General features: G+C 67.7%; 18 protein-coding genes and 1 pseudogene. 10 read left to right on the top strand and 9 right to left on the bottom strand.

Features of this window, described 5'->3' with window-relative positions; genetic code table 11:
• The 3 genes from A8G08_RS24490 to A8G08_RS24500 form a co-directional block, all read left to right on the top strand.
• Positions 1–1456 (top strand): HD domain-containing phosphohydrolase (locus A8G08_RS24490; RefSeq protein WP_068280102.1); only part of this gene is annotated, 1456 nt, incomplete at its 5' end.
• Between the two features lie 68 nt (positions 1457–1524).
• Positions 1525–1959, top strand: a complete 435-nt coding sequence (locus A8G08_RS24495) for a nuclear transport factor 2 family protein (protein WP_068280104.1) — start codon at positions 1525–1527, stop codon at positions 1957–1959.
• 28 nt (positions 1960–1987) lie between these two features.
• Positions 1988–2425 (top strand): nuclear transport factor 2 family protein, encoded by a 438-nt coding sequence (locus A8G08_RS24500; protein ID WP_068280105.1) that lies wholly within the window; start codon positions 1988–1990, stop codon positions 2423–2425.
• An 85-nt stretch (positions 2426–2510) separates the two neighbouring features.
• Here the strand turns inward: A8G08_RS24500 and A8G08_RS24505 are convergent, their stop codons facing one another.
• Positions 2511–3083 (bottom strand): histidine phosphatase family protein, encoded by a 573-nt coding sequence (locus tag A8G08_RS24505; protein WP_068280106.1) that lies wholly within the window; start codon positions 3081–3083, stop codon positions 2511–2513.
• Positions 3084–3163: 80 nt separating this feature from the next.
• On the bottom strand, positions 3164–3712 hold the full coding sequence (locus A8G08_RS24510) for a hypothetical protein (RefSeq protein WP_068280109.1): 549 nt from the start codon (positions 3710–3712) through the stop codon (positions 3164–3166).
• A 276-nt stretch (positions 3713–3988) separates the two neighbouring features.
• On the opposite strand from A8G08_RS24510, the gene A8G08_RS24515 reads away from it, so the two are divergent.
• Both A8G08_RS24515 and A8G08_RS24520 read left to right on the top strand, forming a co-directional pair.
• Positions 3989–8476 carry an ATP-dependent helicase gene (locus A8G08_RS24515; RefSeq protein ID WP_068280111.1) on the top strand — a complete coding sequence of 1496 codons (4488 nt, stop codon included), beginning with the start codon at positions 3989–3991 and terminating at the stop codon, positions 8474–8476.
• Positions 8477–8482: 6 nt separating this feature from the next.
• Entirely contained in the window at positions 8483–9232 is a 750-nt protein-coding gene (locus tag A8G08_RS24520; protein WP_068280114.1) for a DNA-formamidopyrimidine glycosylase family protein, read from the top strand.
• Here A8G08_RS24520 and A8G08_RS24525 read toward each other — a convergent pair.
• The gene (locus tag A8G08_RS24525) at positions 9205–9789 is read right to left on the bottom strand and encodes a TetR/AcrR family transcriptional regulator (RefSeq protein ID WP_187344521.1); all 585 of its coding nucleotides are present in this window, start codon (positions 9787–9789) and stop codon (positions 9205–9207) included. The two genes, A8G08_RS24520 and A8G08_RS24525, sit on opposite strands and share 28 nt — an antisense overlap.
• 56 nt (positions 9790–9845) lie before the next feature.
• On the opposite strand from A8G08_RS24525, the pseudogene A8G08_RS24530 reads away from it, so the two are divergent.
• A pseudogene (locus tag A8G08_RS24530) lies at positions 9846–10778 on the top strand (oxygenase MpaB family protein); the annotation flags it as partial.
• 146 nt (positions 10779–10924) lie between these two features.
• On the opposite strand, the gene A8G08_RS24535 reads toward A8G08_RS24530, so the two are convergent.
• Positions 10925–12613, bottom strand: coding sequence for a glycerol-3-phosphate dehydrogenase/oxidase (locus tag A8G08_RS24535; protein ID WP_157108779.1), 1689 nt, complete (start codon positions 12611–12613; stop codon positions 10925–10927).
• Between the two features lie 141 nt (positions 12614–12754).
• Here A8G08_RS24535 and glpK point away from each other — a divergent pair, with 141 nt between their 5' ends.
• Positions 12755–14230, top strand: a complete 1476-nt coding sequence (glpK, locus tag A8G08_RS24540; RefSeq protein WP_068280127.1) for a glycerol kinase GlpK — start codon at positions 12755–12757, stop codon at positions 14228–14230.
• Positions 14231–14251: 21 nt separating this feature from the next.
• Here the strand turns inward: glpK and A8G08_RS24545 are convergent, their stop codons facing one another.
• Positions 14252–15655: an NAD(P)H-quinone dehydrogenase gene (locus tag A8G08_RS24545; protein WP_068280129.1), complete on the bottom strand. Its 1404-nt coding sequence runs from the start codon at positions 15653–15655 to the stop codon at positions 14252–14254.
• Positions 15656–15736: 81 nt separating this feature from the next.
• On the opposite strand from A8G08_RS24545, the gene A8G08_RS24550 reads away from it, so the two are divergent.
• Positions 15737–16228, top strand: coding sequence for a gamma-glutamylcyclotransferase family protein (locus A8G08_RS24550; protein ID WP_068280131.1), 492 nt, complete (start codon positions 15737–15739; stop codon positions 16226–16228).
• Positions 16229–16244: 16 nt separating this feature from the next.
• Here the strand turns inward: A8G08_RS24550 and A8G08_RS24555 are convergent, their stop codons facing one another.
• The 3 genes from A8G08_RS24555 to A8G08_RS24565 are packed head-to-tail and all read right to left on the bottom strand — an operon-like array spanning position 16245 to position 19339.
• The gene (locus A8G08_RS24555) at positions 16245–17402 is read right to left on the bottom strand and encodes a M20 family metallopeptidase (RefSeq protein ID WP_068280134.1); all 1158 of its coding nucleotides are present in this window, start codon (positions 17400–17402) and stop codon (positions 16245–16247) included.
• Positions 17399–18607, bottom strand: coding sequence for a M20 family metallopeptidase (locus tag A8G08_RS24560; RefSeq protein ID WP_084436844.1), 1209 nt, complete (start codon positions 18605–18607; stop codon positions 17399–17401). Before A8G08_RS24560 ends, A8G08_RS24555 begins: the two co-directional genes overlap by 4 nt.
• 27 nt (positions 18608–18634) lie before the next feature.
• Positions 18635–19339: an enoyl-CoA hydratase-related protein gene (locus A8G08_RS24565; RefSeq protein ID WP_068280137.1), complete on the bottom strand. Its 705-nt coding sequence runs from the start codon at positions 19337–19339 to the stop codon at positions 18635–18637.
• A gap of 27 nt (positions 19340–19366) precedes the next feature.
• Here A8G08_RS24565 and A8G08_RS24570 point away from each other — a divergent pair, with 27 nt between their 5' ends.
• Both A8G08_RS24570 and A8G08_RS24575 read left to right on the top strand, forming a co-directional pair.
• Positions 19367–20170 (top strand): purine-nucleoside phosphorylase, encoded by an 804-nt coding sequence (locus A8G08_RS24570; protein WP_068280140.1) that lies wholly within the window; start codon positions 19367–19369, stop codon positions 20168–20170.
• Positions 20167–21672: a phospho-sugar mutase gene (locus tag A8G08_RS24575; protein ID WP_068280144.1), complete on the top strand. Its 1506-nt coding sequence runs from the start codon at positions 20167–20169 to the stop codon at positions 21670–21672. The genes A8G08_RS24570 and A8G08_RS24575 overlap by 4 nt, the downstream gene beginning before the upstream one ends.
• Here the strand turns inward: A8G08_RS24575 and upp are convergent.
• Positions 21669–22290 (bottom strand): uracil phosphoribosyltransferase (gene upp, locus A8G08_RS24580; RefSeq protein ID WP_068280147.1); only part of this gene is annotated, 622 nt, incomplete at its 5' end. The two genes, A8G08_RS24575 and upp, sit on opposite strands and share 4 nt — an antisense overlap.

Here is a 22290-nt window from a genome sequence, read left to right on the forward strand (position 1 = left end):
GGTCGCCACCGAGTTCTCCCGGCGCCTCGGTCTTCCCCCCGACGACCACACCGTGGTGTTTCAGGCAGCCTTGCTGCGCTCGATCGGCTGCACCGCATACTCCACCGAGAGCGCCGCGTATTTCGACGACGATGTGGCGTTCCAAGCCGTGCTGAAGGAACTCGACCCGGGCGACCCCGAGGTCTTCGGCAAGCAGATCGGCGCGTTCGGCAACTGGGCCGGTCCCGAGCGGCAACCCGAACTGGCGCAGCGCTTTCTGGATGTCGCTCCCACCCAGGGGCCGGTCGCGACGCGTGCCGCCTGCGAGGTGGGACACGGGCTCGCGGACCGGCTGCAGCTCGCGCCGCGGACCGCCGATGCACTCGATTTCGTCTACGAACGCTGGGACGGCAGGGGCTTCCCCGGGACGACCGCCGGCGAAGCGCTTCCCCTGCCTGCGCGGGTCGTCCACGTGTCCGAGCAGGCGGTCCTCACGCACGGCCGCGAGGGCACCGCGGCGGCGTGCGCGGAGGTTCGTCGCCGCGCTGGCGGCCACCTCGACCCGGCACTGGTCGACGAATTCGTACCGATCGGCAACGAATTGCTCGGGGTGCTGGACGCTGAGGACGCGTTCAGCGCGGTGGTTGCCGCCGAGCCGGGTACCGCGATGCTGGTCGGCACCGACGGGATCCGCACCCTCGCCGAGGCGCTGGCCATGATCGTGGACCTCAAGGGCCGCTACCTGCTCGGCCACTCACAGCACGTCGCTCGAATCGCGCGCGCGGCAGCCCGCGAACTGCGCTGGCCCGACGAGGACGTGATGTCGCTCGAGATCGCGGCGCTGCTCCACGACCTCGGCCGGGTCGGCGTGCCGGCGTCGGTATGGGACCGACCGGGCCCGCTGCCTGCATCCGACGAGGAACGCGCGCGCCTGCATCCGTACTGGACCGCGCGGATTCTGCAGCGGTGCCCGACGCTGTGCCGCTACGCCGAAGTCGCGGCCAACCACCACGAGCGGCTCGATGGGTCGGGCTTCCCGCGCGGCGCCCATGCAGGAGAGCTCGACCGCGCATCGCGCTTGCTCGCGGCCGCCGACGCGTTCGCCGAACTCACCGAATGTCGTCCGAACAGAGCGGCTTTCACGCTGGATGATGCCGCACGCGCGGTATCCGCCGAGGCGCGCGCGGGACGCCTCGATGCCGAATCGGTAGCCGCGGTGATCGCCGGCGCGGGCGCCAAACAGACAGCGGCGCCGTACCCGGGCGGGCTCACCCGCCGCGAAGTCGAGGTCGCACGGCTTGCGGCGCAGGGATTGTCCAACAAGGACATCGCAGGCGTACTGACCATGTCGCCGCGCACGGTGGGGAACCACCTCGCCCGCATCTACGACAAGATCGACCGCCGCTCACGCGCGGGCACTGCGTTGTTCCTCATGGAGAACGGCCTACTTCCCCAGGAGATGGCTTTCGCAGATTGAGTCGTTCGACTCATCCGTGACCCCACCCGGCGGACTCAAACTGGGATCACCTTCGAAAGGAGCCCGCTATGACGACCGCCGCACCCACTATCGCAAGCATTGTCGAACAGATCTACGCCGCCTTCGGCCGCGGCGACATTCAGTACATCCTTTCGCAGCTGTCGCCCGACGTGGTGTGGGGCGAACCGGACGACTACGGCGAACGTTCGGGAATCCCGGTTCTTCAGAGCCGCCGCGGACCCGACGAGGTCGCCGCCTTCTTCGCCGAGATCGAAGCGTGGACCTTCCACACATTCGACGTTCAGCAGCTGCTCAGCGGTGGCCGCTCGGTCGCGGCCGTCGTCTATGTCGACACCGGCATCCCGGGCGGTGGCCGCATGGCCGCGCGCGAGATCCATCTCTGGGAGTTCGGACCCGACAACAAGGTGGCCTCGTTCTCCGAGTTCTACGACACCGCACGGATGATCGCCGCCTGCGAAGGCGTCGACACCACCAAAGATTAAGTCGTTCAACATCTTCGAAGGAATTACCATGACAACCGCCGCACCCACCACTGCAGCCGCGACCGTCGCTGAGATCTACGCCGCCTTCGGCCGCGGCGATATTCCGTACATTCTGTCCCAGCTGTCCCCGACCGTTGAATGGGACACCGATGCCGGCAATTACGCTGCGCGAGCGGGGATCCCCGCCATCCAGCCCCGCCGCAGCCCGGACGAGGTTGCCGGATTCTTCGCAGAAATCGCGCCTTGGACGTTCCACAAGTTCGAGGTCAAGGAACTACTCACGGCCGGCAACTCGGTGGCGGCGGTCATCGACCTCGACTACTCGGTGCCGAACGGCGGTCGCATGGCCGGCCGTGAGCTGCACCTGTGGGAGTTCGGGCCCGACGGCAAGGTCGCCAGCTACCAGCACTTCCTCGACACCGCGCGATTCATGGCCGCCCACGAAGGTGTGGATACCAGCGCGTGAGTCGCGCATTCCCGCAGTGATCACGAGCAAATGGCCGCCGACACGCCGATGCGAGCGGCCATTTGCTCGTGATCCCTGCAAGAAACTATGGAGTCAGGCGCGGCGAATCGTGTCCCGTGGCCCGCAGAGTCCACATACCGTCGCGGCAATGCAGCCGGGTGACGGTGAGTGGCGCAACGTCCATGCGCCAGAACGATTCCGCCGGTGAGTTGAGCGTGGCCAGCACAGTGGCACGTACCACCGCGGGGTGGGTCACGGCCAAGGTGTCTTCCCCCGACGCCGCTACCGCCGTGAGCCAGCCCCGAACCCGGGCGATGAGCTCCACGATCGACTCCCCGCCGTGCGGGCTGGCGGCGGGATCGCTCAACCAGGCGGTGAGCTCGTCGGGGGGAACGTCGTCCATCGAGAGCCCGCGCCACTTGCCGTAGTCGATATCGCGCAGTTCGGGTTCAACGTGGCCCGTGACACCGAGTTCGGTGGCGGTTTCCCTGGCGCGCAATTCCGGGGCGACCACCGAATGGGGCGCGTTAAGCCTCGCCGCGCGCCCTGCCGCACGGCGCCCCGCTTCGTTCAGCGGTTCGTCGGCCGGAAAGCGGGCCGTGCGCAGCGCCTCGGTGCTGGCGTGGCTGACGAGGAGCAGCCGTAGCACGGTAGCCACTCTTGGAAAGTTACTCGGTATGACCCCTCGTTGGCGTCAGGACCCAAGATCACCGGCGACATGTCGTGCAGGCGAAAGGTTCAGTCGCAGTGCTCCTGGCTGTAGGCAAGTGTCCGGACGGCGAGGTTCCCGGGCGTATTGGCGTTGGGGGACGGCTCATCCAACAAAAGCTGGAGGCAACCATTCCCGGCCGCGACCTGTTCCGCGAACAGGGCCTGAGTTAGGGGGTTCACCCACAAACCGCCAATCAACACGGGGTTGGTTCCCTTGGCGCCCGCGAGAGCCTGCGCGAAGGACTTGGTCTGCGCGCGGGTCATCGACACGACTTGCTGACCGCTCTGGCCCACATACTCGGTCCGACCGTTCTGCGAGAGGGTGACGGGCCCGTGCAGGGTGTCGAGGAACTGTTTGTTCGTCGGCCGGTCCTGCTCGTGGACGGCCATGCCGCCCTGGGTGCGCAGCTGCTCCTGCTGCTCGGGAGTCAGCATCGCCGGCGGACGTCCCGGTGGCGGCGTCGTACTCGCGTCGACGCGTTCCGGCAGCACGGAGAAATCTTCGGCCTGCGCGACCCCTGCTCCGAGTAGCGCCGACAACGACATCAGTCCCGCTGCAATCAATGACTTGCGCATGTTCCTTCCCTTCGACGGTGATCCCATGGCCGCTGATTCGAGGGCTGCGGTACCCGGACATGACACAAGGACACTGAAAGTGTCGTGGACACTTTCGGCGGCGGCGTTGCGGATCGATTCAGCATCTGCTGTGACAGTGGTGTTTCAAATAGGTGCGCCCGAGCAATTAGCCGACAGGCTGCTATCGACTATTGCACAGCAACTATGCGGCGACGTCCCGCTTTCGGTATTCCTGCCGCACCCCAACATGTCGGACCCGCGGCGCAAGATGGATAGGTGACCTTCTCCACCGCGACCCAGCAGTGGTTCGACGGCGCCTTTCCAGCGCCGACGGCCGCTCAGCTCGGCGCGTGGGACGCGATCTCGCGCGGCGAGCACACCCTGGTGATCGCGCCTACCGGTTCCGGCAAGACCTTGTCGGCGTTCCTATGGTCGATCGACCAGCTGGCGAATCGCGAAGAACCTACCGGGAAGACCTCGGTCGTCTATGTGTCGCCGCTGAAGGCGCTCGCGGTGGACGTGGAGCGCAACCTGCGTGCACCTCTGGTCGGCGTCACCCGGACTGCAGCCCGGCTGGATCTGCCGTTGCCTCAGATCACCGTTGGCGTGCGCTCCGGCGACACCAGCCCAGCGGACCGGCGGCTGCTCGCCCGCACCCCGCCAGACATCCTCATTACGACACCCGAATCGCTGTACCTGATGCTGACCTCGGCGACGCGGGAAACACTCACCGAGGTCACCACGGTCATCGTGGACGAGGTGCACGCCATTGCCGGGTCGAAGCGCGGTGCGCATCTCGCTCTCACGCTGGAGCGCCTCGACGAACAGCTCGCTCGCCCGGCACAACGGATCGGTTTGTCCGCCACCGTCCGCCCGCCCGAGGAGGTGGGCCGCTTCCTCACCGGCGCCGCGCCCATCACCATCGTGTCGCCGCCGGCGCCGAAGACGTTCGACCTGTCCGTTCGTGTCCCGGTCGAGGACATGACCGAGCTGGGTGTCAGCAACGAGGACGGCGAACAGAACGCGGGCTCGATCTGGCCACACGTCGAGGAAGACATCGTCGATCTCGTCCTCGCCCACAACTCGTCGATCGTGTTCGCCAATTCGCGCCGGCTAGCCGAGCGGCTCACCGCGCGGCTCAACGAGGTGTACGCGGGCCGCACCGGATCGGCGGTCGAGACCGAGCACGCCGCGCCCGCATTGATCGGCAGTACCAGCGAGGTCAATCACGGCGCCGAACCATTGCTCGCCCGCGCTCACCACGGATCGGTGAGCAAGGACCAGCGTGCGCTCATCGAGGATGATCTCAAGTCCGGGCGGTTGCGTTGCGTCGTCGCCACCAGCAGCCTGGAGCTCGGAATCGACATGGGTGCAGTCGATCTCGTGGTTCAGGTCGAGGCGCCGCCATCGGTGGCGAGCGGTCTGCAGCGCATCGGACGCGCTGGCCATCAGGTCGGCGAGATCTCGCGCGGGGTGCTGTTCCCGAAACACCGCACCGATGTCATCCATTGCGCGGTCGCGTCGATGCGCATGACGGCCGGGCGGATCGAGTCGCTGCGTATCCCGGCCAACCCGCTCGATGTGCTTGCGCAGCAGACGGTTGCGGCCTGCGCGCTCGAACCGATCGATGTGGACGAATGGTTCGATTCGGTCCGGCGCACCGGCAGCTTCGCCACCCTCCCCCGGTCCGCGTACGAATCCACGCTCGACCTGCTGTCCGGGCGTTATCCGTCGGACGAATTCGCCGAACTCCGGCCACGACTCGTGTGGGACCGCGACGCGGGCACGCTCACCGGGCGTCCCGGCGCGCAGCGACTCGCGGTCACCTCGGGCGGCACCATCCCGGACCGCGGTCTCTTCGCCGTGTACATGGTCGGCGAAAAACAGTCCAGGGTAGGAGAACTCGACGAGGAAATGGTCTACGAGTCCCGGGTGGGCGATGTGTTCGCACTCGGCGCCACGAGTTGGCGGATCGAGGAAATTACCCACGACCGGGTACTGGTCAGTCCCGCCTACGGGCTACCCGGACGGCTCCCCTTCTGGCACGGTGACGGACTCGGCCGCCCCGCCGAACTAGGCGAGGCACTCGGGACATTCCTGCGCGAGGCCAGCGGCAAAAACCGCACAGCAGTCGAAAAGCGCTGCCGCGAAGCCGGTCTGGACGACAATGCCATCGGCAACCTGCTCGCATTGATCGACGAGCAGCGCACGGCGACCGGGCAGACACCGTCGGACAAGACCCTTGTGGTCGAGCGGTTCCGCGACGAACTCGGCGACTGGCGACTCGTGCTGCACTCGCCGTACGGCCTGCCGGTGCACGCCCCCTGGGCACTCGCGATCGGCGAGCGGCTGCGCGAACGGTTCGGCGTGGACGCCGCGCCCACTGCCTCCGACGACGGCATCATCGTCCGCCTGCCCGACACCGAGGACGACCCACCCTCGGCCGACCTGTTCGTGTTCTCCCGCGACGAGATCGAGGACCTAGTCACCGAGCAGGTTGGCGGCTCGGCGCTGTTCGCCTCTCGGTTCCGCGAATGTGCCGCTCGTGCACTGCTGTTGCCGCGCCGGGACCCGGGCAAGCGCGCGCCGCTGTGGCAGCAGCGGCAGCGCTCGGCGCAATTGCTCGAGGTTGCTCGCAAATACCCGACGTTCCCGATCCTGCTCGAGACCGTGCGCGAATGCCTGCAGGACGTCTACGACCTGCCCGCACTGCGCGAGCTGCTCGGCCGACTGTCCCAGCGGCAGCTGCGCATCGTCGAGGTCGAGACGCAGTCACCGTCACCGTTCGCGAACGCACTGCTTTTCGACTACGTGGGCGCGTTCATGTACGAGGGCGACAGCCCGCTCGCCGAACGACGTGCCGCCGCCCTGTCATTGGATTCCACGCTGCTCGCCGAACTGCTCGGCCGAGTCGAACTCCGTGAACTGCTCGACGCCGAGGTCATCGAACGCACCGAGCGAGAACTGCAGCGGCTCACCCCGGAGCGGCACGCCCGCGACGCGGAGGGAGTCGCGGACCTGCTGCGGCTGCTCGGGCCGTCCACGCTCGCCGAGCTAGCGGACCGCACCGACGGACCCGCCGAGCAGTACCTCGCCGAACTTGCCGCAGCCCGGCGTGCGCTCACCGTCGGATTCGCCGGTGCCACGTGGTGGATCGCTGTCGAGGATGCGGCACGCATGCGCGATGCGCTCGGCGTTCCCCTCCCGGTCGGCACACCGACCGCCTTCGCGGAGGCGGTGGCCGACCCGCTCGGCGACCTCATCGCCCGCTACGCGCGCACCCACGGGCCGTTCTCCACCGCTCAGGTGGCGGCTCGCTTCGCGCTGGGCACAGCGATCGCCGCCGCTGCGCTGCAGAAGCTCGCCGCGGAGCGCCGGGTAATCGCGGGCGAGTTCCGGCCCGGGGCAACGGGAACCGAGTGGTGCGACACCGAGGTGCTGCGCCGGTTGCGTCGCCGTTCACTCGCCGCTGCGCGCGCCGAGATCGAACCGGTGTCCACTGCCGCGCTCGGACGGTTCCTGCCGTCGTGGCAGCACCTCGGCGGCCATCTACGTGGGATCGATGGCGTGGCAACGGTGGTCGAACAGTTGGCAGGCGTACCGATTCCCGCCTCGGCGCTCGAGTCGTTGATCCTGCCGAGCCGGGTGAGCGATTACGCGCCGACAATGCTGGACGAACTCACCGCGACCGGCGAGGTGATCTGGTCCGGGCGCGGTTCGATCACCGCGAAGGACGGCTGGGTGTGCCTGCACCTTGCCGATCAGGCACCGTTGACGCTGCCTCCCGCGTCCGAGATCGAGTTCACCGAGGTGCACGAGCAGATCCTCGCGGTACTCGACGGCGGTGGGGCCTACTTCTTCCGCCAGCTGTCCGATGCGGTCGGCACCGCAATCGGCGCGGTCGAAGACACGAAACTCACTGCGGCGCTATGGGATCTGGTGTGGGCCGGGTTCCTGTCCGGCGACACGCTCGCACCGCTGCGCGCACTCATGTCGGGCACGAGCAAGACCACCACGAGCCACCGCACACCGCGGCGCACCCCGCGCACTCGCGCCTATCGGCCGGTGCCGCGGCCTGCCATGCCGACGCGGTCCGGCCCGCCGATGGTGGCCGGGCGCTGGTCGCTCTTGCCAACCCCGGAGCCGGACGACACCGTGCGTGCCCATGCCACCGCCGACATCCTGCTCGACCGGTATGGCATTGTCACGCGCGGCTCCGTGGTGAATGAGCAAGTGCCGGGCGGGTTCTCGTTGATGTACCGCGTGTTGACCGGGTTCGAGGACAACGGTCGCTGCCGCCGCGGCTATTTCGTGAACGAACTCGGCGGTGCGCAGTTCGCCACCTCCGATGTCGTCGACCGGGTCCGCGCACACGATGACGAGCACCGCGACCGGATCGCGGTCGCCCTCGCCGCATCCGACCCTGCCAACCCCTACGGCGCCGCGCTGCCGTGGCCGCCGAACGCCGGCGAGTCGGGGCATCGGCCGGGACGCAAGGCCGGAGCAATGGTTGTGCTGTATGACGGCGACCTGGTGCTGTTCATCGAGCGCGGCGGAAAGTCCCTGCTGTCGTTCACGTCCGATGAGACTGCGCTGTCCGCGTCCGCCGAGGCACTCGCCGGGCTGGTCAAACACCGCCGCGTCTCGTCGATTCTTGTCGAGCGCATCGACGGGGAACAGGCCCATGGCAGCGCGATTGGGCACCTGCTCACCGCGGCCGGGTTCTCCCCGACGCCGCGCGGCCTGCGGCTTCGCCGACTGTGACTACGTATGCCGGAGGGTGACACCGTCTTCCGCGCCGCCGCGCGGCTGCGCACCGCGCTGGCCGGAAAGACGTTGACCTGCTGCGATGTTCGCGTGCCGCGCTACGCCACCATCGACCTGTCCGGTGAGCGCGTCGACGAGGTGGTATGCCGTGGCAAGCACCTGTTCGTGCGCGCGGGCAGGGCGTCATTCCACACTCACCTGAAAATGGAAGGCGTCTGGCACGTGTATGCGCCGGGCGAGCGCTGGCGGCGCCCCGGGTTCACTGCCCGCCTCATTCTCGGCACCGAAGATGTTACCGCGGTGGGCTTTTCGCTCGGCAAGGTGGAAGTGCTCGCCCGGGACCGGGATTTCGATGTTGTCGCCCATCTCGGTCCCGACCTGCTCGGTCCGGACTGGGATCGCGCCGAAGCGCTCCGCAGGCTCACTGCCGACCCCGATCTCCCGATCGGGCTGGCCGTGCTCGATCAACGCAATCTGGCCGGGATCGGCAACATCTTCCGCAACGAGGGCTGCTGGCTGGCCCGGGTACACCCTCGCCGACCGGTCGGGGAGATCGCGAATCTCGGCGAGCTCGTCGACGAGACGCAGCGAATTCTGTCCGACTCGGCGCGGGTCCGGGTGCACAAGCCGATGGTGTACGGCCGGGCCAAGATGCCGTGCCCGCGTTGCCGCACGACGATTCGCCTAGAGATGTTCGGCGAGGGGCCCACGCGGGAGCGGTCGATCTATTTCTGTCCGCGCTGCCAGGAGTAGGCGTTCGCGAGTAGGTCAACACAGTGCTCGACGAACCGGTCCCGGTCGACCGTGATGATGCCGTCGAGATACGCGATGAACAGGCTCGCCAGCGCACCGACGAGGCCGACCGACAGCAGCTGCCGGTCCTCGGGGTCGCTCACGGTGTCGAGTTGCTCGCCGATAAGCACCGCGAATGCGGGCGCAGACTGCAGGCTGCGCCCACCGAGACTTGGCTCAGTCATGGGCGCGATCAGCAGCACGCGGCCCATCGCCGGGCGGTCGATGATCAGTTGCGCGAAGGCCTCGACCGCTGCCTGTGCTCGATCCGGCGGGTTGTCGGCGCTGGCCACCGCCGCGATCAACACATTGCGGGCCTCGTCGGCGACGTATTTGTACACCTCGGCGACGAACACCTCACGGTCGGCGAAGCTCTCGTAGAAGTAGCGCTCGGTCAGTCCACAGCGACGGCAGACCGCCCGCACAGCGACCGCTGGGCCGTCGGGCGCCCCGAGCAGTTCGATCCCGGCATGGAGTAGCTCGGACCTGCGGATGCGCTGCCGCTCCGACAGGTCCACACCTGCCCAGCTCCGCGTACCTTGACCTGACATTCCGCCGATCGTAGTCTGACAACATGCGTAGTCAGAACGAGGGCAACGTCGCCCCCGCACCTCTCGGCCCCGATTCGCTGACCTGGAAGTATTTCGGCGACTGGCGAGCCATCCTGCAGGGTCCGTGGGCAGGCACGATGCAGAACATGCACCCGAAGCTGGGTGCCGCCGTCGACGAGCACTCCGAGTTCTTCCGCGAGCGCTGGCAGCGTCTGTTCCGGTCGGTGTATCCGATCGCCGGCGTCGTCTACGACGGCGAGCGGGCCGCGGAGACCGCGGCGAAGATCCGCGAGTACCACCGGGACATCAAGGGAGTCGACGACCAGGGCCGTCGCTATCACGCGCTCGATCCGGACGTCTTCTACTGGGCGCACGCGACGTTCTTCATGGGCATCATCCTGACTCAGGAGCGCTTCGGCGGGGGCCTCACCGAGGCAGAGAAGCGCCAGCTCTTCGACGAGCACAAGGTCTGGTACCGGCTCTACGGCGTCAGCGACCGCCCGATGCCCGAGACGTGGGAAGACTTCCAGGTGTACTGGGACCGGATGTGCAGCGAGGTGCTCGAGGACAACCGCGCCGCCCGCGACGTGCTGGACCTGAGCAGCATCGAGAAGCCGCCGATCATTCCGTGGCTGCCCGACGAGCTGTGGCCGATCATCCGGCCCGGCTTCGCCTTCGCCTTCACCTGGCTGTCCGTCGGCCTATTCGACGAGCCCGTGCGCAAGACGCTCGGCTACCGCTGGACCCCAGTCGACCGCGCGCTGATGTGGGGCTTCGGCCGGGCACTAAATGCCCTCGACCGGTTCGTGCCCGACAGCCAGCGCGAGCACCCGCGCGCGATGCAGGGCAATGCGCGCGAGGCCGGCAAGATCCCGCGCGACCACAAGCTGCTCGAGGCGCCGATCCAGTTCGCGCCGCCGGCGGATCAGTGGCACGACCCGAAGCATTACAACCCGTACCGGGACCAAGAACCGCCGAAGAACCGGCAGATCAGCCGGTCCGATCTGCGGCGGGCCGCTTCTTCCCGCTGAACCTCGCCTGTTTGAGGCTTCGACTGTGCGAGCCTCGACTGTGTGAGCCTCGAAAACTGGTGTCCGGTCGGCTATTGGCCGATCGGCACCGGTTCGAGAATCTGCTCGCGAGCCTCCGGCGCCGCCGCGCGCAGCGCGTCGGCGGACTCGTCGTCCGGCTGCCGCTGCGACAGCACCTCCGCCTCCACCCGCGCTTTGTAAGTGGTCACCTCGCGGTCGATCTCGGCGTCGTCCCAGCCGAGCACCGGCGCCATCAGCCTGGCCACCTGCTCGGCACAGTTCACCCCGCGGTGCGAATACTCGATCGCGATTCGGGTGCGCCGGGCCAACACGTCCTCGAGATGCAGGGCGCCTTCGGCCGCCGCGGCATAAACCATCTCCACCTGCAGATATGCGGGCGCATCGGTCAACGGCTGCAACAGTTCCGGCTTGCCCGTGGCGAAGTCGAGGACTTCCTCGATAAGCGATCCGTAGCGGTCGAGCAGATGCTTGATCCGGTACGGATGCAGGCCGTGCACCTCGCCGAGCCGGATCATCTGGTTCACCAGCGCGAAATAGCCCTCCGCACCTACCAGTGGCACCTTCTCGGTGATCGACGGCGATACCCGTGCAGGAATGTCCTCGGCGGCCAGATCGACAGCATCCTCGGCCATCACGCGGTACGTGGTGTATTTCCCGCCGGCAATCGCCACCAGCCCGGGGGCGACCCGCGCGACCGCGTGCTCGCGCGACAACTTGGACGTCTCGTCACTCTCCCCGGCAAGCAGCGGCCGCAGCCCGGCGTACACACCGGTGATGTCGTCGGCGGTCAGCGGCGTCACCAGCACCTGGTTGACCCGGTCAAGGATGTAATCGATATCGGCCTTGGTCGCGGCCGGATGGGCCAGGTCGAGATTCCAGTCGGTGTCGGTGGTCCCGATGATCCAATGACTGCCCCATGGGATCACGAACAGCACCGAATTCACCGTCCGCAGGATGATGGCCGCTTCGCTGACGATTCGGTCCCGTGGCACGACGATGTGGACGCCCTTCGACGCGCGCACCCGGAATCGCCCGCGCTGGCGGGACAGCGCCTGGATCTCATCGGTCCACACCCCCGCCGCATTGATGACGACGTGGCTGCGGATCTCGCCGGTGCGTCCGTCCTCGGAGTCGCGTACCCGCACGCCGGAAACCCGGTCCGCTTCCCGCAGAAAGCCGACCACCTGCGTCGACGTGCGGAGTACCGCGCCGTAGTGGGCGGCGGTGCGGGCCACCGTCATCGTGTGCCGCGCGTCGTCGACAACCGTGTCGTAGTAGCGGATTCCGCCGATCAGCGAATCGCCCTTCAGGCCCGGCGCGAGCCGCAGCGCACCCGAGCGGGTGAGGTGCTTCTGCGCGGGCACCGATTTCGCGCCGCCGAGCTTGTCGTACAGCAGCATGCCGGCGGCGATATACGGCCGTTCCCAGCCACGGTTGGTCAGCGGGAACAGGAACGGCAGCGGCTTGACCAGATGCGGAGCCAGCGTGGTGAGCGAAAGCTCCCGCTCCCGCAATGCCTCCCGCACCAGCCCGAACTCCAGCTGTTCCAGATATCGAAGCCCGCCGTGGAACATCTTCGACGACCGGCTGGACGTCCCGGAGGCGTAGTCGCGCGCCTCCACCAACGCCACCGTGAGCCCACGAGTTGCGGCGTCGAGCGCGATTCCGGTGCCGACGATTCCGCCGCCGATCACGACGACATCGAATTGCTCCTTGTTGAGCCTCGTCCAGGCATCCATACGCTGCTCGGGACCGAGCAGGTGGGGCGCGGTCTCATTGGTCAAAACCGACTCCTCCTGGTGGTAGATCGACGGATCCAGAGTCAGGCTAGTAGCTTTTTGCCGGTAATGAGGTGGCACTGACACCGAAGGAGGCCGTTGGTGAGCCGTTACATCGCTGCGATCGACCAGGGCACCACGTCGACGAGGTGCATCGTGTTCGACCAGCACGGCCGGATCGTCGGCCTCGGGCAACGCGAGCACGAACAGATATTTCCGCGCCCGGGCTGGGTGGAGCACGACGCGCAGGAGATCTGGCGCAACACCCTCACGGTGATCGAGGAGGCCCTCGCAACCACGGGTCTCGGCCGTTCCGACATCGACGCGGTCGGTGTCACGAACCAGCGCGAGACAACCGTGGTCTGGGACCGGCATACGGGCGAGCCGGTGTGCAACGCAATCGTGTGGCAGGACACCAGGACCGACGCGATCTGCGACGAGCTCGCCGGCGATGCCGGGCCGGGCCGCTACCAGGAGCGCACCGGGTTGCCGCTGTCTACCTACTTCGCTGGGCCGAAGCTGCGCTGGATTCTCGACAATGTCGAAAATGCCCGCGCGCGAGCCGAATCCGGCGATCTCTGCTTCGGCACCATCGACAGCTGGCTGGTCTGGAAACTGACCGGCGGCAAGACTCATGTCACCGACGTGACCAATGCCGCGCGCACGATGCTGATGGATCTGCGTACCCTGCAATGGGATTCGCAGATCTGCGCCGATTTCGGCGTTCCCGAGTCGATGCTGCCGGCCATTCACAGCTCGTCGCAGATCTATGCCGAGGTCGCGGAAGGCGCGCTCGCGGGGGTCCCGATCGGCGGCATTCTCGGCGATCAGCAGGCGGCGACGTTCGGGCAGGCCTGCTTGTCCCCCGGAGAGGCCAAGAACACTTACGGCACAGGCAATTTCATGCTACTCAACACCGGAACAGAGCCGGTGAAGAGTTCGCATGGCCTGCTCACCACGGTGTGTTACCGGATCGGCGACGAGCCCGCGGTGTACGCCCTCGAGGGCTCGATCGCAGTGACCGGCTCGCTAGTGCAGTGGCTGCGCGACAACCTCGAAATCATCTCGTCCGCAAGCGAGATCGAGCCACTCGCCGCGTCGGTTCCCGACACCGGTGGCGCCTACATCGTGCCGGCCTTCTCCGGTCTTTTCGCGCCGCGCTGGCGGCCGGACGCGCGCGGCATCATCTGCGGCCTTACCCGGTTCGTCACCAAGGCACATCTCGCTCGGGCGGCGTTGGAATCCACCGCGTTTCAGACCCGCGAGGTCAGCGATGCGATGCGCGCCGACTCCGGTGTCGAACTAACCACGCTGAAGGTCGACGGGGGCATGGTGGTCAACGAGCTGCTCATGCAGTTCCAGTCCGACATTCTCGGCGTTCCCGTTGTGCGCCCGAAAATCGCGGAGACGACCGCGCTCGGCGCCGCCTACGCGGCCGGCATCGCCGTGGATCGCTGGACTCAGGACGATATCCGCGAGATTTGGGCCGAGGACAAGACCTGGCAGCCCAACATGGCCGACACTGAGCGCGAGCGCCGCTATGCCGAGTGGAACGCCGCAGTCGAACGCACCTACTGACCTATCGCCGGCCGAGCGCTGTCAGTCCAGGTCGTCGTGGCGCATGAGCTGGCGCGCGGCCTCGGTGACCGACCCGGTGAGCGACGGGTACACCGAAAACGTCTGTGCCAGATCGTTGACCGTGAGGTTGTTCTGCACGGCCATCGCGAGCGGGAGGATCAGCTCCGAGGCGATCGGGGCAACCACAACACCGCCGATGATCACACCGGTCGCCGGGCGGCAGAAGATCTTCACGAAGCCGCGGCGCAGCCCCGACATCTTCGCGCGCGGATTGGTGTTCAGCGGCAGCATCACGGTGCGGGCCGGGACCTGACCATCGTCGATGGCCTGCTGGCTGACACCGACGGTCGCAATCTCGGGGCGCGTGAACACCGCCGACGCCACCGTCTTGAGCCGGATCGGGCTGACGCCCTCGCCCAGGGCGTGATACATCGCGATTCGGCCCTGCATGGCCGCGACCGAGGCGAGCGGCAGCAGGCCGGTGCAGTCACCGGCCGCGTAGATCCCCGACACCGCGGTGCGCGACACCCGGTCCACCCGCAGATAACCGCCGCGGTCGGTCTCGATGCCCACCTTGTCCAAGCCCAGATCGGTGGTGTTCGGGACCGAGCCGACGGTCATCAGCACATGGGATCCCTCGACGGTGCGGCCATCCGACAGCATCACGACCGCGCCGTTCTCGGTGCGCTTCGCCGAATCCGCCCGGGCATGCTTGACCAGCGTGACGCCGCGCTCTGCGAACGCATCCTCGAGCACCAGCGCGGCATCCTCGTCTTCGTGCGGCAGTACCCGGTCGCGGCTCGACACCAGGGTCACCGGCACACCCATCTCGGTGTACGCCGAGACGAATTCCGCGCCCGTGACACCCGATCCGACGACCACGAGATGCTCGGGCAGCTCGGTGAGGTCGTAGATCTGACGCCAATTCAGGATTCGCTCGCCATCCGGCTCGGCGCCCGGAATCACCCGCGGGCTGGCACCGGTCGCGAGCAGTACGACATCGGCATCGATGACGCCATCGGTGCCGTCCGCCAGGTCGTAGTGCACCTGATGCGCGGCCATTCCGCGCATCCGGTCGGTGAGTTGCCCACGACCGGACAGCACCCGCACGCCGACTGCCTGCAGCTTGGCGCGGATATCGGACGACTGCGCCGTGGCCAGGCTCTTCACGCGCGAATGCACTTGCGGCAGTGAGATGGTCGCGTCGTCGGGATTCACCGAGATACCGAGGTCGTTGGCGCGGCGCAAATCCGTGCGCACGCCGGTCGAAGCGATGAACGTCTTGGACGGCACACAGTCCCACAACACACACGCACCACCGGTGCCATCGGAGTCGATCAGCGTGACCTGGCCGCCGTGCGCAGCCGCGACAAGCGCAGCCTCGTAGCCCGCCGGGCCTCCACCGACAATGACGATCCGAGTCATTCGCCTGCTCCCCTTCGCTGCCCTCGTAATCTCCGACTCATCTGCAACGGTATGGGATGACGATTGGCTAGGCTTGCCGTCGTGCCGATTTATGCCGCCTACGGGTCCAACATGGATCCGGAGCAGATGCTGGAGCGCTGTCCGCATTCGCCCATGGCGGGAACCGGCTGGCTGGACGGCTGGCGGCTCACCTTTTCCGGTGGTGACATCGGTTGGGAAGGGGCTCTGGCGACTGTCGTCGAGGAGCCCGATTCCAAGGTTTTCGTGGTGCTCTACGACGTATCCACGGAGGACGAGGAGCGCCTCGACCGCTGGGAAGGCTCCGATTTCGGCATCCACCGCAAGATCCGGGTCCGGGTGGACACCGCCGGTCCCGTGGCCGGGAGTGCCGACGGCCCCCTGCTGGCCTGGCTCTACGTACTCGACGCTTACGAGGGCGGGCTACCGTCCGCGCGCTACATCGGCGTGATGGCCGATGCCGCCGAGAAGGCCGGTGCACCCGCGCAGTACGTGCGCGACCTGCGCACTCGCAACAGCCGCAACGTCGGGCCCGGCTCATTCGGCTTCGGCTGAGCGGTTCGAGCAGCCCTCAGTTCGCGGCGAGCACGACGTTCGTCATCACGCGCACGCCCACCTCGAGCGCGCGCTCGTCGATATCGAACGTGGGCTGGTGGAGGTCCAACTGCGGCCCCTCGCCCGACCAGACACCGAGGCGGCACATCGCGCCCGGCGCCTCCTCGAGGTACCAGGAGAAGTCCTCGCCGCCGCCGGATTGCAACGTGTCCGCCAGGACATCGTGGCCGAGGGTGCGGATCGCGTCCTCGAAAACCCGCGTTGCGTGCTCGTCGTTGACGACCGGCGGAACACCGCGCCGGTAGTTCAGCTGATACCGCACCCCGGTGGGCGCGAGCAGGCCATGCACGATCTCACGCACCAGCGGCTCGAGCATTGCCCAGGTCTCGTGATCGCCGGTGCGCACGGTACCGGTCAGCATCCCGGTCTGCGGGATCGCATTAGGCGCCTGACCTGCGTTGACCGCACCCCAGACCATCACGGTCGAGGTCCGCGGGTCCACGCGGCGGCTCAGCATCCCGGGCAGGCCGGTGATGACAGTGCCCAGCGCGTAGACCAGGTCGGTGGTCAGGTGGGGGCGCGAGGTGTGCCCGCCGGGCGAATCCAGGACGAGCTCGACGGTGTCCGCAGCGGAGGTGATCGGACCCACCCGGATACCGACCCGGCCGACCTCGAGTCGTGGATCGCAATGCAGCGCGAAGATCTGGTCTACACCGCTCATCGCCCCCGAGGCCACGACGTCGATTGCGCCGCCCGGCATGATCTCTTCCGCCGGCTGGAACACGAACCGCACGCCGACCGGTAGCTCCGGCGCCTGCGCGAGAGCCAGTGCCGCGCCGAGCAGGATCGTGGTGTGCGCGTCGTGGCCGCAGGCATGCGCCACACCGGGCACCGTCGAGGCGTACGTCGCGCCGGTGAACTCCTGCATGGGCAACGCGTCCATATCGGCGCGCAGGGCGATTCGCGGGCTGTCCGGGCCGATATCACAAATCAGGCCGGTACCGCCGGGCAACAGCTTGGGCGACATCCCGGCCACGGCAAGCGTCGACGCGACCAACTCCGTAGTGGCGTACTCGTTGTGCGCCAGCTCAGGATTGGCGTGGATCTGCCGACGCCACTGCGAGAGCCGATTCCGGTTCTCGTCGAGCCACCGCTCGAGGAAGTCCGCCGTCATCGCGAACCCCCGGCCCTCGTCGCCGCCACGGCCAGTAAGCGGTCACGCTGTCCCGGATCGCGGGCCACCCGAATCGCGGTGCGCGCCAACGCCGTGGCTCCGTCGAGGACCGCACGGTCCGCCGACGGCTTCGCACACGCCGCGGCGAAGTCGCGCTGATGCGGCACCGAGCCCTCCGAGTCGATTCCGATGACCGGATGGATGCCGGGGATGACGTTGGTGATGTTGCCCATGTCCGTGCTGCCTAGCGGCTGCGCTCCTTCGAATTCGGGTGCGAGCGGGGTACGCCCGAGGTCGGTGATTACTTCACGATATGCCCGCACCAAATCGGGGTCGGGAGTGAGCGCCGTATAGGTCGGTGTCAGCGTGCGTACCTGGTGCGAACAGCCGGTGGCCAGCGCGCCCGCGGTGAAGCAGTCCCCCACCCGTTCGCTCAGTTCGGCAAGCGCCTCGTTGGTGTACGCGCGCAAGTTGAACCGCATTTCCGTGCGCGCGGGCACCACATTGGGCGCGGTGCCGCCATCGGTGACGATGCCGTGCACCTGCTGCCCCGGCATGAGGTGCTGCCGCAACAGGCCGATCCCGACCTGTGCGACCGTCACCGCATCGGCAGCGTTGCGGCCGAACTGCGGGGCCGCGGACGCATGCGCCTCACGGCCTGTGAACGTGACGCCGAGGTCCGCGAGGGCGAGCGATGTCGCGCCAACAATGTCGATCGGACCGGCATGCACCATCATCGCCGCCGCCACGCCGTCGAAGACGCCGCGGTCGAGCATGAGCACCTTGCCGCCACCGTCCTCCTCGGCCGGTGTGCCGAACACCCGCACGGTGATCCCACACTGATCGGCTACCTCGGCGAGCGCGAGCGCGGCACCCACCGTCGAGGCGGCGATGATGTTGTGGCCGCAGGCATGCCCGATCTCCGGCAGCGCGTCGTACTCCGCACACAACCCGAGCACCAACTCGCCGCTCCCGAAGCTAGCGGTGAATGCGGTCGGCAGATCGGCGACGCCCGTCTCAATATCGAAACCGTGTTCGGCGAGCAGTGTCACGACCTTCGACGCGCTCTTGAACTCCTCGAAACCGAGCTCGGGCTCGGCATGGATCGAATGGGACAACTCGATCAGGTCGCTCGCCGCGGCAGCGACCGCGCGATCTGCGACCGCCGCCAGGTCGTCGGCGACCACCGAGTTGTCCGAAGCCATAACGCTCAGTCTCTCACCCGCAGCGAATCAGCCTCGGCCGAAGGCAAGGTTCTCTGCGGTGTTCGCCACGGCCAGCGCCGCGAGCGTCTCCGCGTGCAGATCCTGCTTGATCCGGGCCAGTGCCGGGCCGTGGTTGGCCGCGAGCGCGGCGGCCCGGGCGACTGCAACTTCCACCAGCTTGTCGGCCTCCGCGGTCTCGTCCACGATGCCCAACTTGAGCGCGTCGGGCGCAGGAAAGCGACCTCCGGTGGTCATCGTCGCAACGGCCGCGCGAGTGCCCAGCTGGGCACGGACGAGCGCGTTCATACCGACGGTGAACGGCATGCCCAGATTCACCTCGGGCAGGCAGTAGAAGCCGCGGTCGGCGCGCATCACCCGAAAGTCATGCGAGCTGGCAGTCATCGCACCGGCACCGAACGCGTGCCCGTTCACCGCGGCGACGGTCGCCATCGGGAAGGCCAGTACGCGGGCGAATATCGTGTGCACGCGGTCGAGGTAGCCGTGCATTTCGCCCATGTTCGCGAACAGCCAGTCGGTATCGAGGCCGTTCGTGTAGAACTTGCCGGTCGCGGTGGTCACCAGCCCAGCCGGACCCTCGTGCGCCTCGACCTCGTCGAGGAGCGCGTGGAATTCGTCGATCCAGTCCGGATGGAAGCGGTTTTCGCTGTCGGTCACCTCACGGGTGCCGAGGGAGAGCACGTAGACATCGCCGTCACGATCGAGGAATGGCATACCGGCAGGATAGCTAGGGTGGCGGCTATGGATTCGTCGCACGCTGCCGCGGTGATCGCGGAGCGCACCGGAATTTCCACGCACCGCGCCGCGGTGGTTCTCGGTTCGGGCTGGCAAGCGGCCGTTGCCGAACTCGGCGAACCGACGTCGAGTGTTCCGATGGCCGAGCTCCCCGGATTCGAAACCCCAACGGCCGCAGGTCATCACGGCATCATCCACTCCGTCGACGTCGCGGGCACGCCGGTGCTCGTGATGATGGGCCGCAATCACCTGTACGAGGGCTACTCGCCCGCACAGGTCGCTTTTCCCGTGCATGCCGCGGTCGCCGCGGGTGCACACACCATCGTGCTGACCAATGCGGCGGGCGGTATTCACCACACCTTCGCCGTCGGTGAGCCGGTGCTGATAAGCGACCACCTGAACCTGACCGGGGGCTCCCCGCTGTTCGGCGCGGCGCATTTCGTCGACATGGTGGACGCGTACGACCCCGCCCTGAGGATGCTCGCGCTCGATGTCGACCCGAGCCTGGAGACCGGTGTCTATGCCGGACTGCTGGGACCGCAGTACGAGACCCCCGCTGAGATCCGGATGCTGCGGGCAGTCGGCGCCGACCTGGTCGGGATGTCCACCGTCAACGAGACGGTCGCGGCCCGCGCACTGGGTGCGCGGGTGCTCGGGATCTCGCTGGTCACGAACCTCGCGGCCGGGATCACCGGCGGCCACCTCGCGCACGCCGAGGTGCTCGCCGAGGGGGCAGCGGCGGCGCCGCGACTGGGCCGACTGCTGCGCGGGGTGCTCGAACGCCTCGACGACCCGGTCACCTCGTCGTGAGCCTGCAGTTCGGCACCGCCGGCCTGCGCGCACCGATGCGCGAAGGCCCGGACGGGATGAATGACGACGTCGTCGTCCGCGCGACCGCGGGCCTGGCGGCGTGGCTACAGCAGCGCTGCCTCGGCGGCGGAGTTGTGGTGGTCGGGTACGACGCCCGCCATCATTCGCGCGATTTCGCCCGCAACACTGCCGAGGTGTTCGCCGCGGCCGGCTTCACGGTGCGACTGTTCCCGCAGCCACTCCCGACCCCGGTCACGGCGTTCGCGGTGCGCGCACTGGACGCGGTGGCCGGTGTGCAGATCACCGCCTCCCACAACCCGGCCGCCGACAACGGCTACAAAGTCTTCGTTTCCGGTGGCGCACAACTGATTCCACCCGCAGACAAGGAAATCGAAGGATGCATCGCCAGTGTCGGTGCCGCATCGGATGTCCCGCGCACGGCGGTCGAACCTGCCGTGCAGGTCGGCGCAGAACTGCTCGGGAAGTATTTGGCGCGGGTCGCCGCACTGCCGCACGGGATCGAGCGTACGGCGCGGATCGCGCTCACCCCGATGCACGGTGTGGGCGGAGAGACGGCGGTCGCCGCCTTAAGCGCTGCGGGATTCACCGACGTGCACGTGGTGGACGAGCAATTCACGCCCAATCCGGACTTCCCGACCGTGGCGTTCCCGAATCCTGAGGAACCGGGCGCGACCGATCTCCTGCTCGCCCTCGCCGAGCGCGTCGACGCCGATCTCGCGATCGCGCTTGATCCGGACGCCGACCGGTGCGCGCTCGGCGTGCGCGACGCATCCGACTGGCGGATGCTGCGCGGCGATGAGACCGGCGTGCTGCTCGCCGATCATGTGCTGGCCACTGCCGCACCGGATTCGCTCGTCGCGAGCACGGTGGTGTCGTCCCGGCTGCTCGCCAAGCTCGCGCCCGCGCGCGGTGCCAGGCACGCGGAGACGCTCACCGGATTCAAGTGGCTGGTGCGCGCGGGCGACGGCCTGGTCTACGCCTACGAGGAAGCGATCGGCCATTGCGTCGACCCGAACGCGGTACGGGACAAGGACGGCATCTCCGCGGCCGTGCTCGCCGCGGATCTGGCAGCCACGGCGAAGGCTCGCGGCACCACGCTGCCCGCTATGCTCGACGACCTCGCAGTGGAATTCGGGTTACATGCGACCGATCAGGTCTCGCGACGGTTCGACGATCTCGATGTGATCGCGGCGACCATGCGGACGTTGCGTGAGAGCGCGCCCGCCGAGATTGCCGGTGAGGCAGTCCAGATCACCGATCTCCTCAATCGGCGTGGCGCGCAACGCACGGATGCCGTGATCCTCGCGGGCGAGCGAAGCCGAATTGTGGTGCGGCCCTCGGGAACCGAGCCGAAGGTCAAGTGTTACCTCGAGGTTGTCGAATCGGTCTCCGCGAAGGCCGAACTGCCCGACGCACACGCGCGGGCCGTGCAGCGCCTCAGCGAATTACGGGATTGGTGCGACCTTCTCCAGAATTCCTAACGGGGACCGAATTGCCGATCGCCGGCGTCGCCGAGTCCCGGCACGATGTAGGCGTTTTCGTTGAGCCCGTCGTCGAGCGCGGCGGTGAACACCCTGCACGGCAGGCCGGCCTTCTCCAGGAGCGCGAGACCCTCGGGGGCCGCAACGACGCACACCGCGGTGATATCGCGTGCGCCGCGGGCGACGAGCAGTTCCAGCGTGTGCAGCATCGATCCGCCGGTGGCCAGCATCGGATCGAGCACGTACACCGGCAGATCGGACAGGTCGTCGGGTAGCGATTCCAGGTACGGCACCGGCTGGTGTGTCTGCTCGTCACGCGCGATCCCGACGAAACCCACGCGGGACTGCGGGATCAGCCGGTTGGCCTCTTCGACCATGCCGAGCCCTGCGCGCAGCACCGGCACAAGCAGCGGGGGCTGCGCCAGGCGGTAACCGGTGGTCGTGGTGATCGGCGTCGCGATTTCGAAGGTCTCCACCGGAGCTTCGCGGGTGACCTCGTGAAGGAGTACCCGCGTGAGCCCGCGGAGTGCCGCACGGAACCTGGCGTTGTCGGTCCGCTCGTCACGCATCGTGGTGAGCAACGCAGCAGCGAGCGGGTGGTCGACGACATGCGTCTGC

This window comes from Aldersonia kunmingensis, from assembly GCF_001646865.1.
In the GTDB taxonomy this organism is placed as follows: Bacteria; Actinomycetota; Actinomycetes; order Mycobacteriales; family Mycobacteriaceae; genus Aldersonia; species Aldersonia kunmingensis.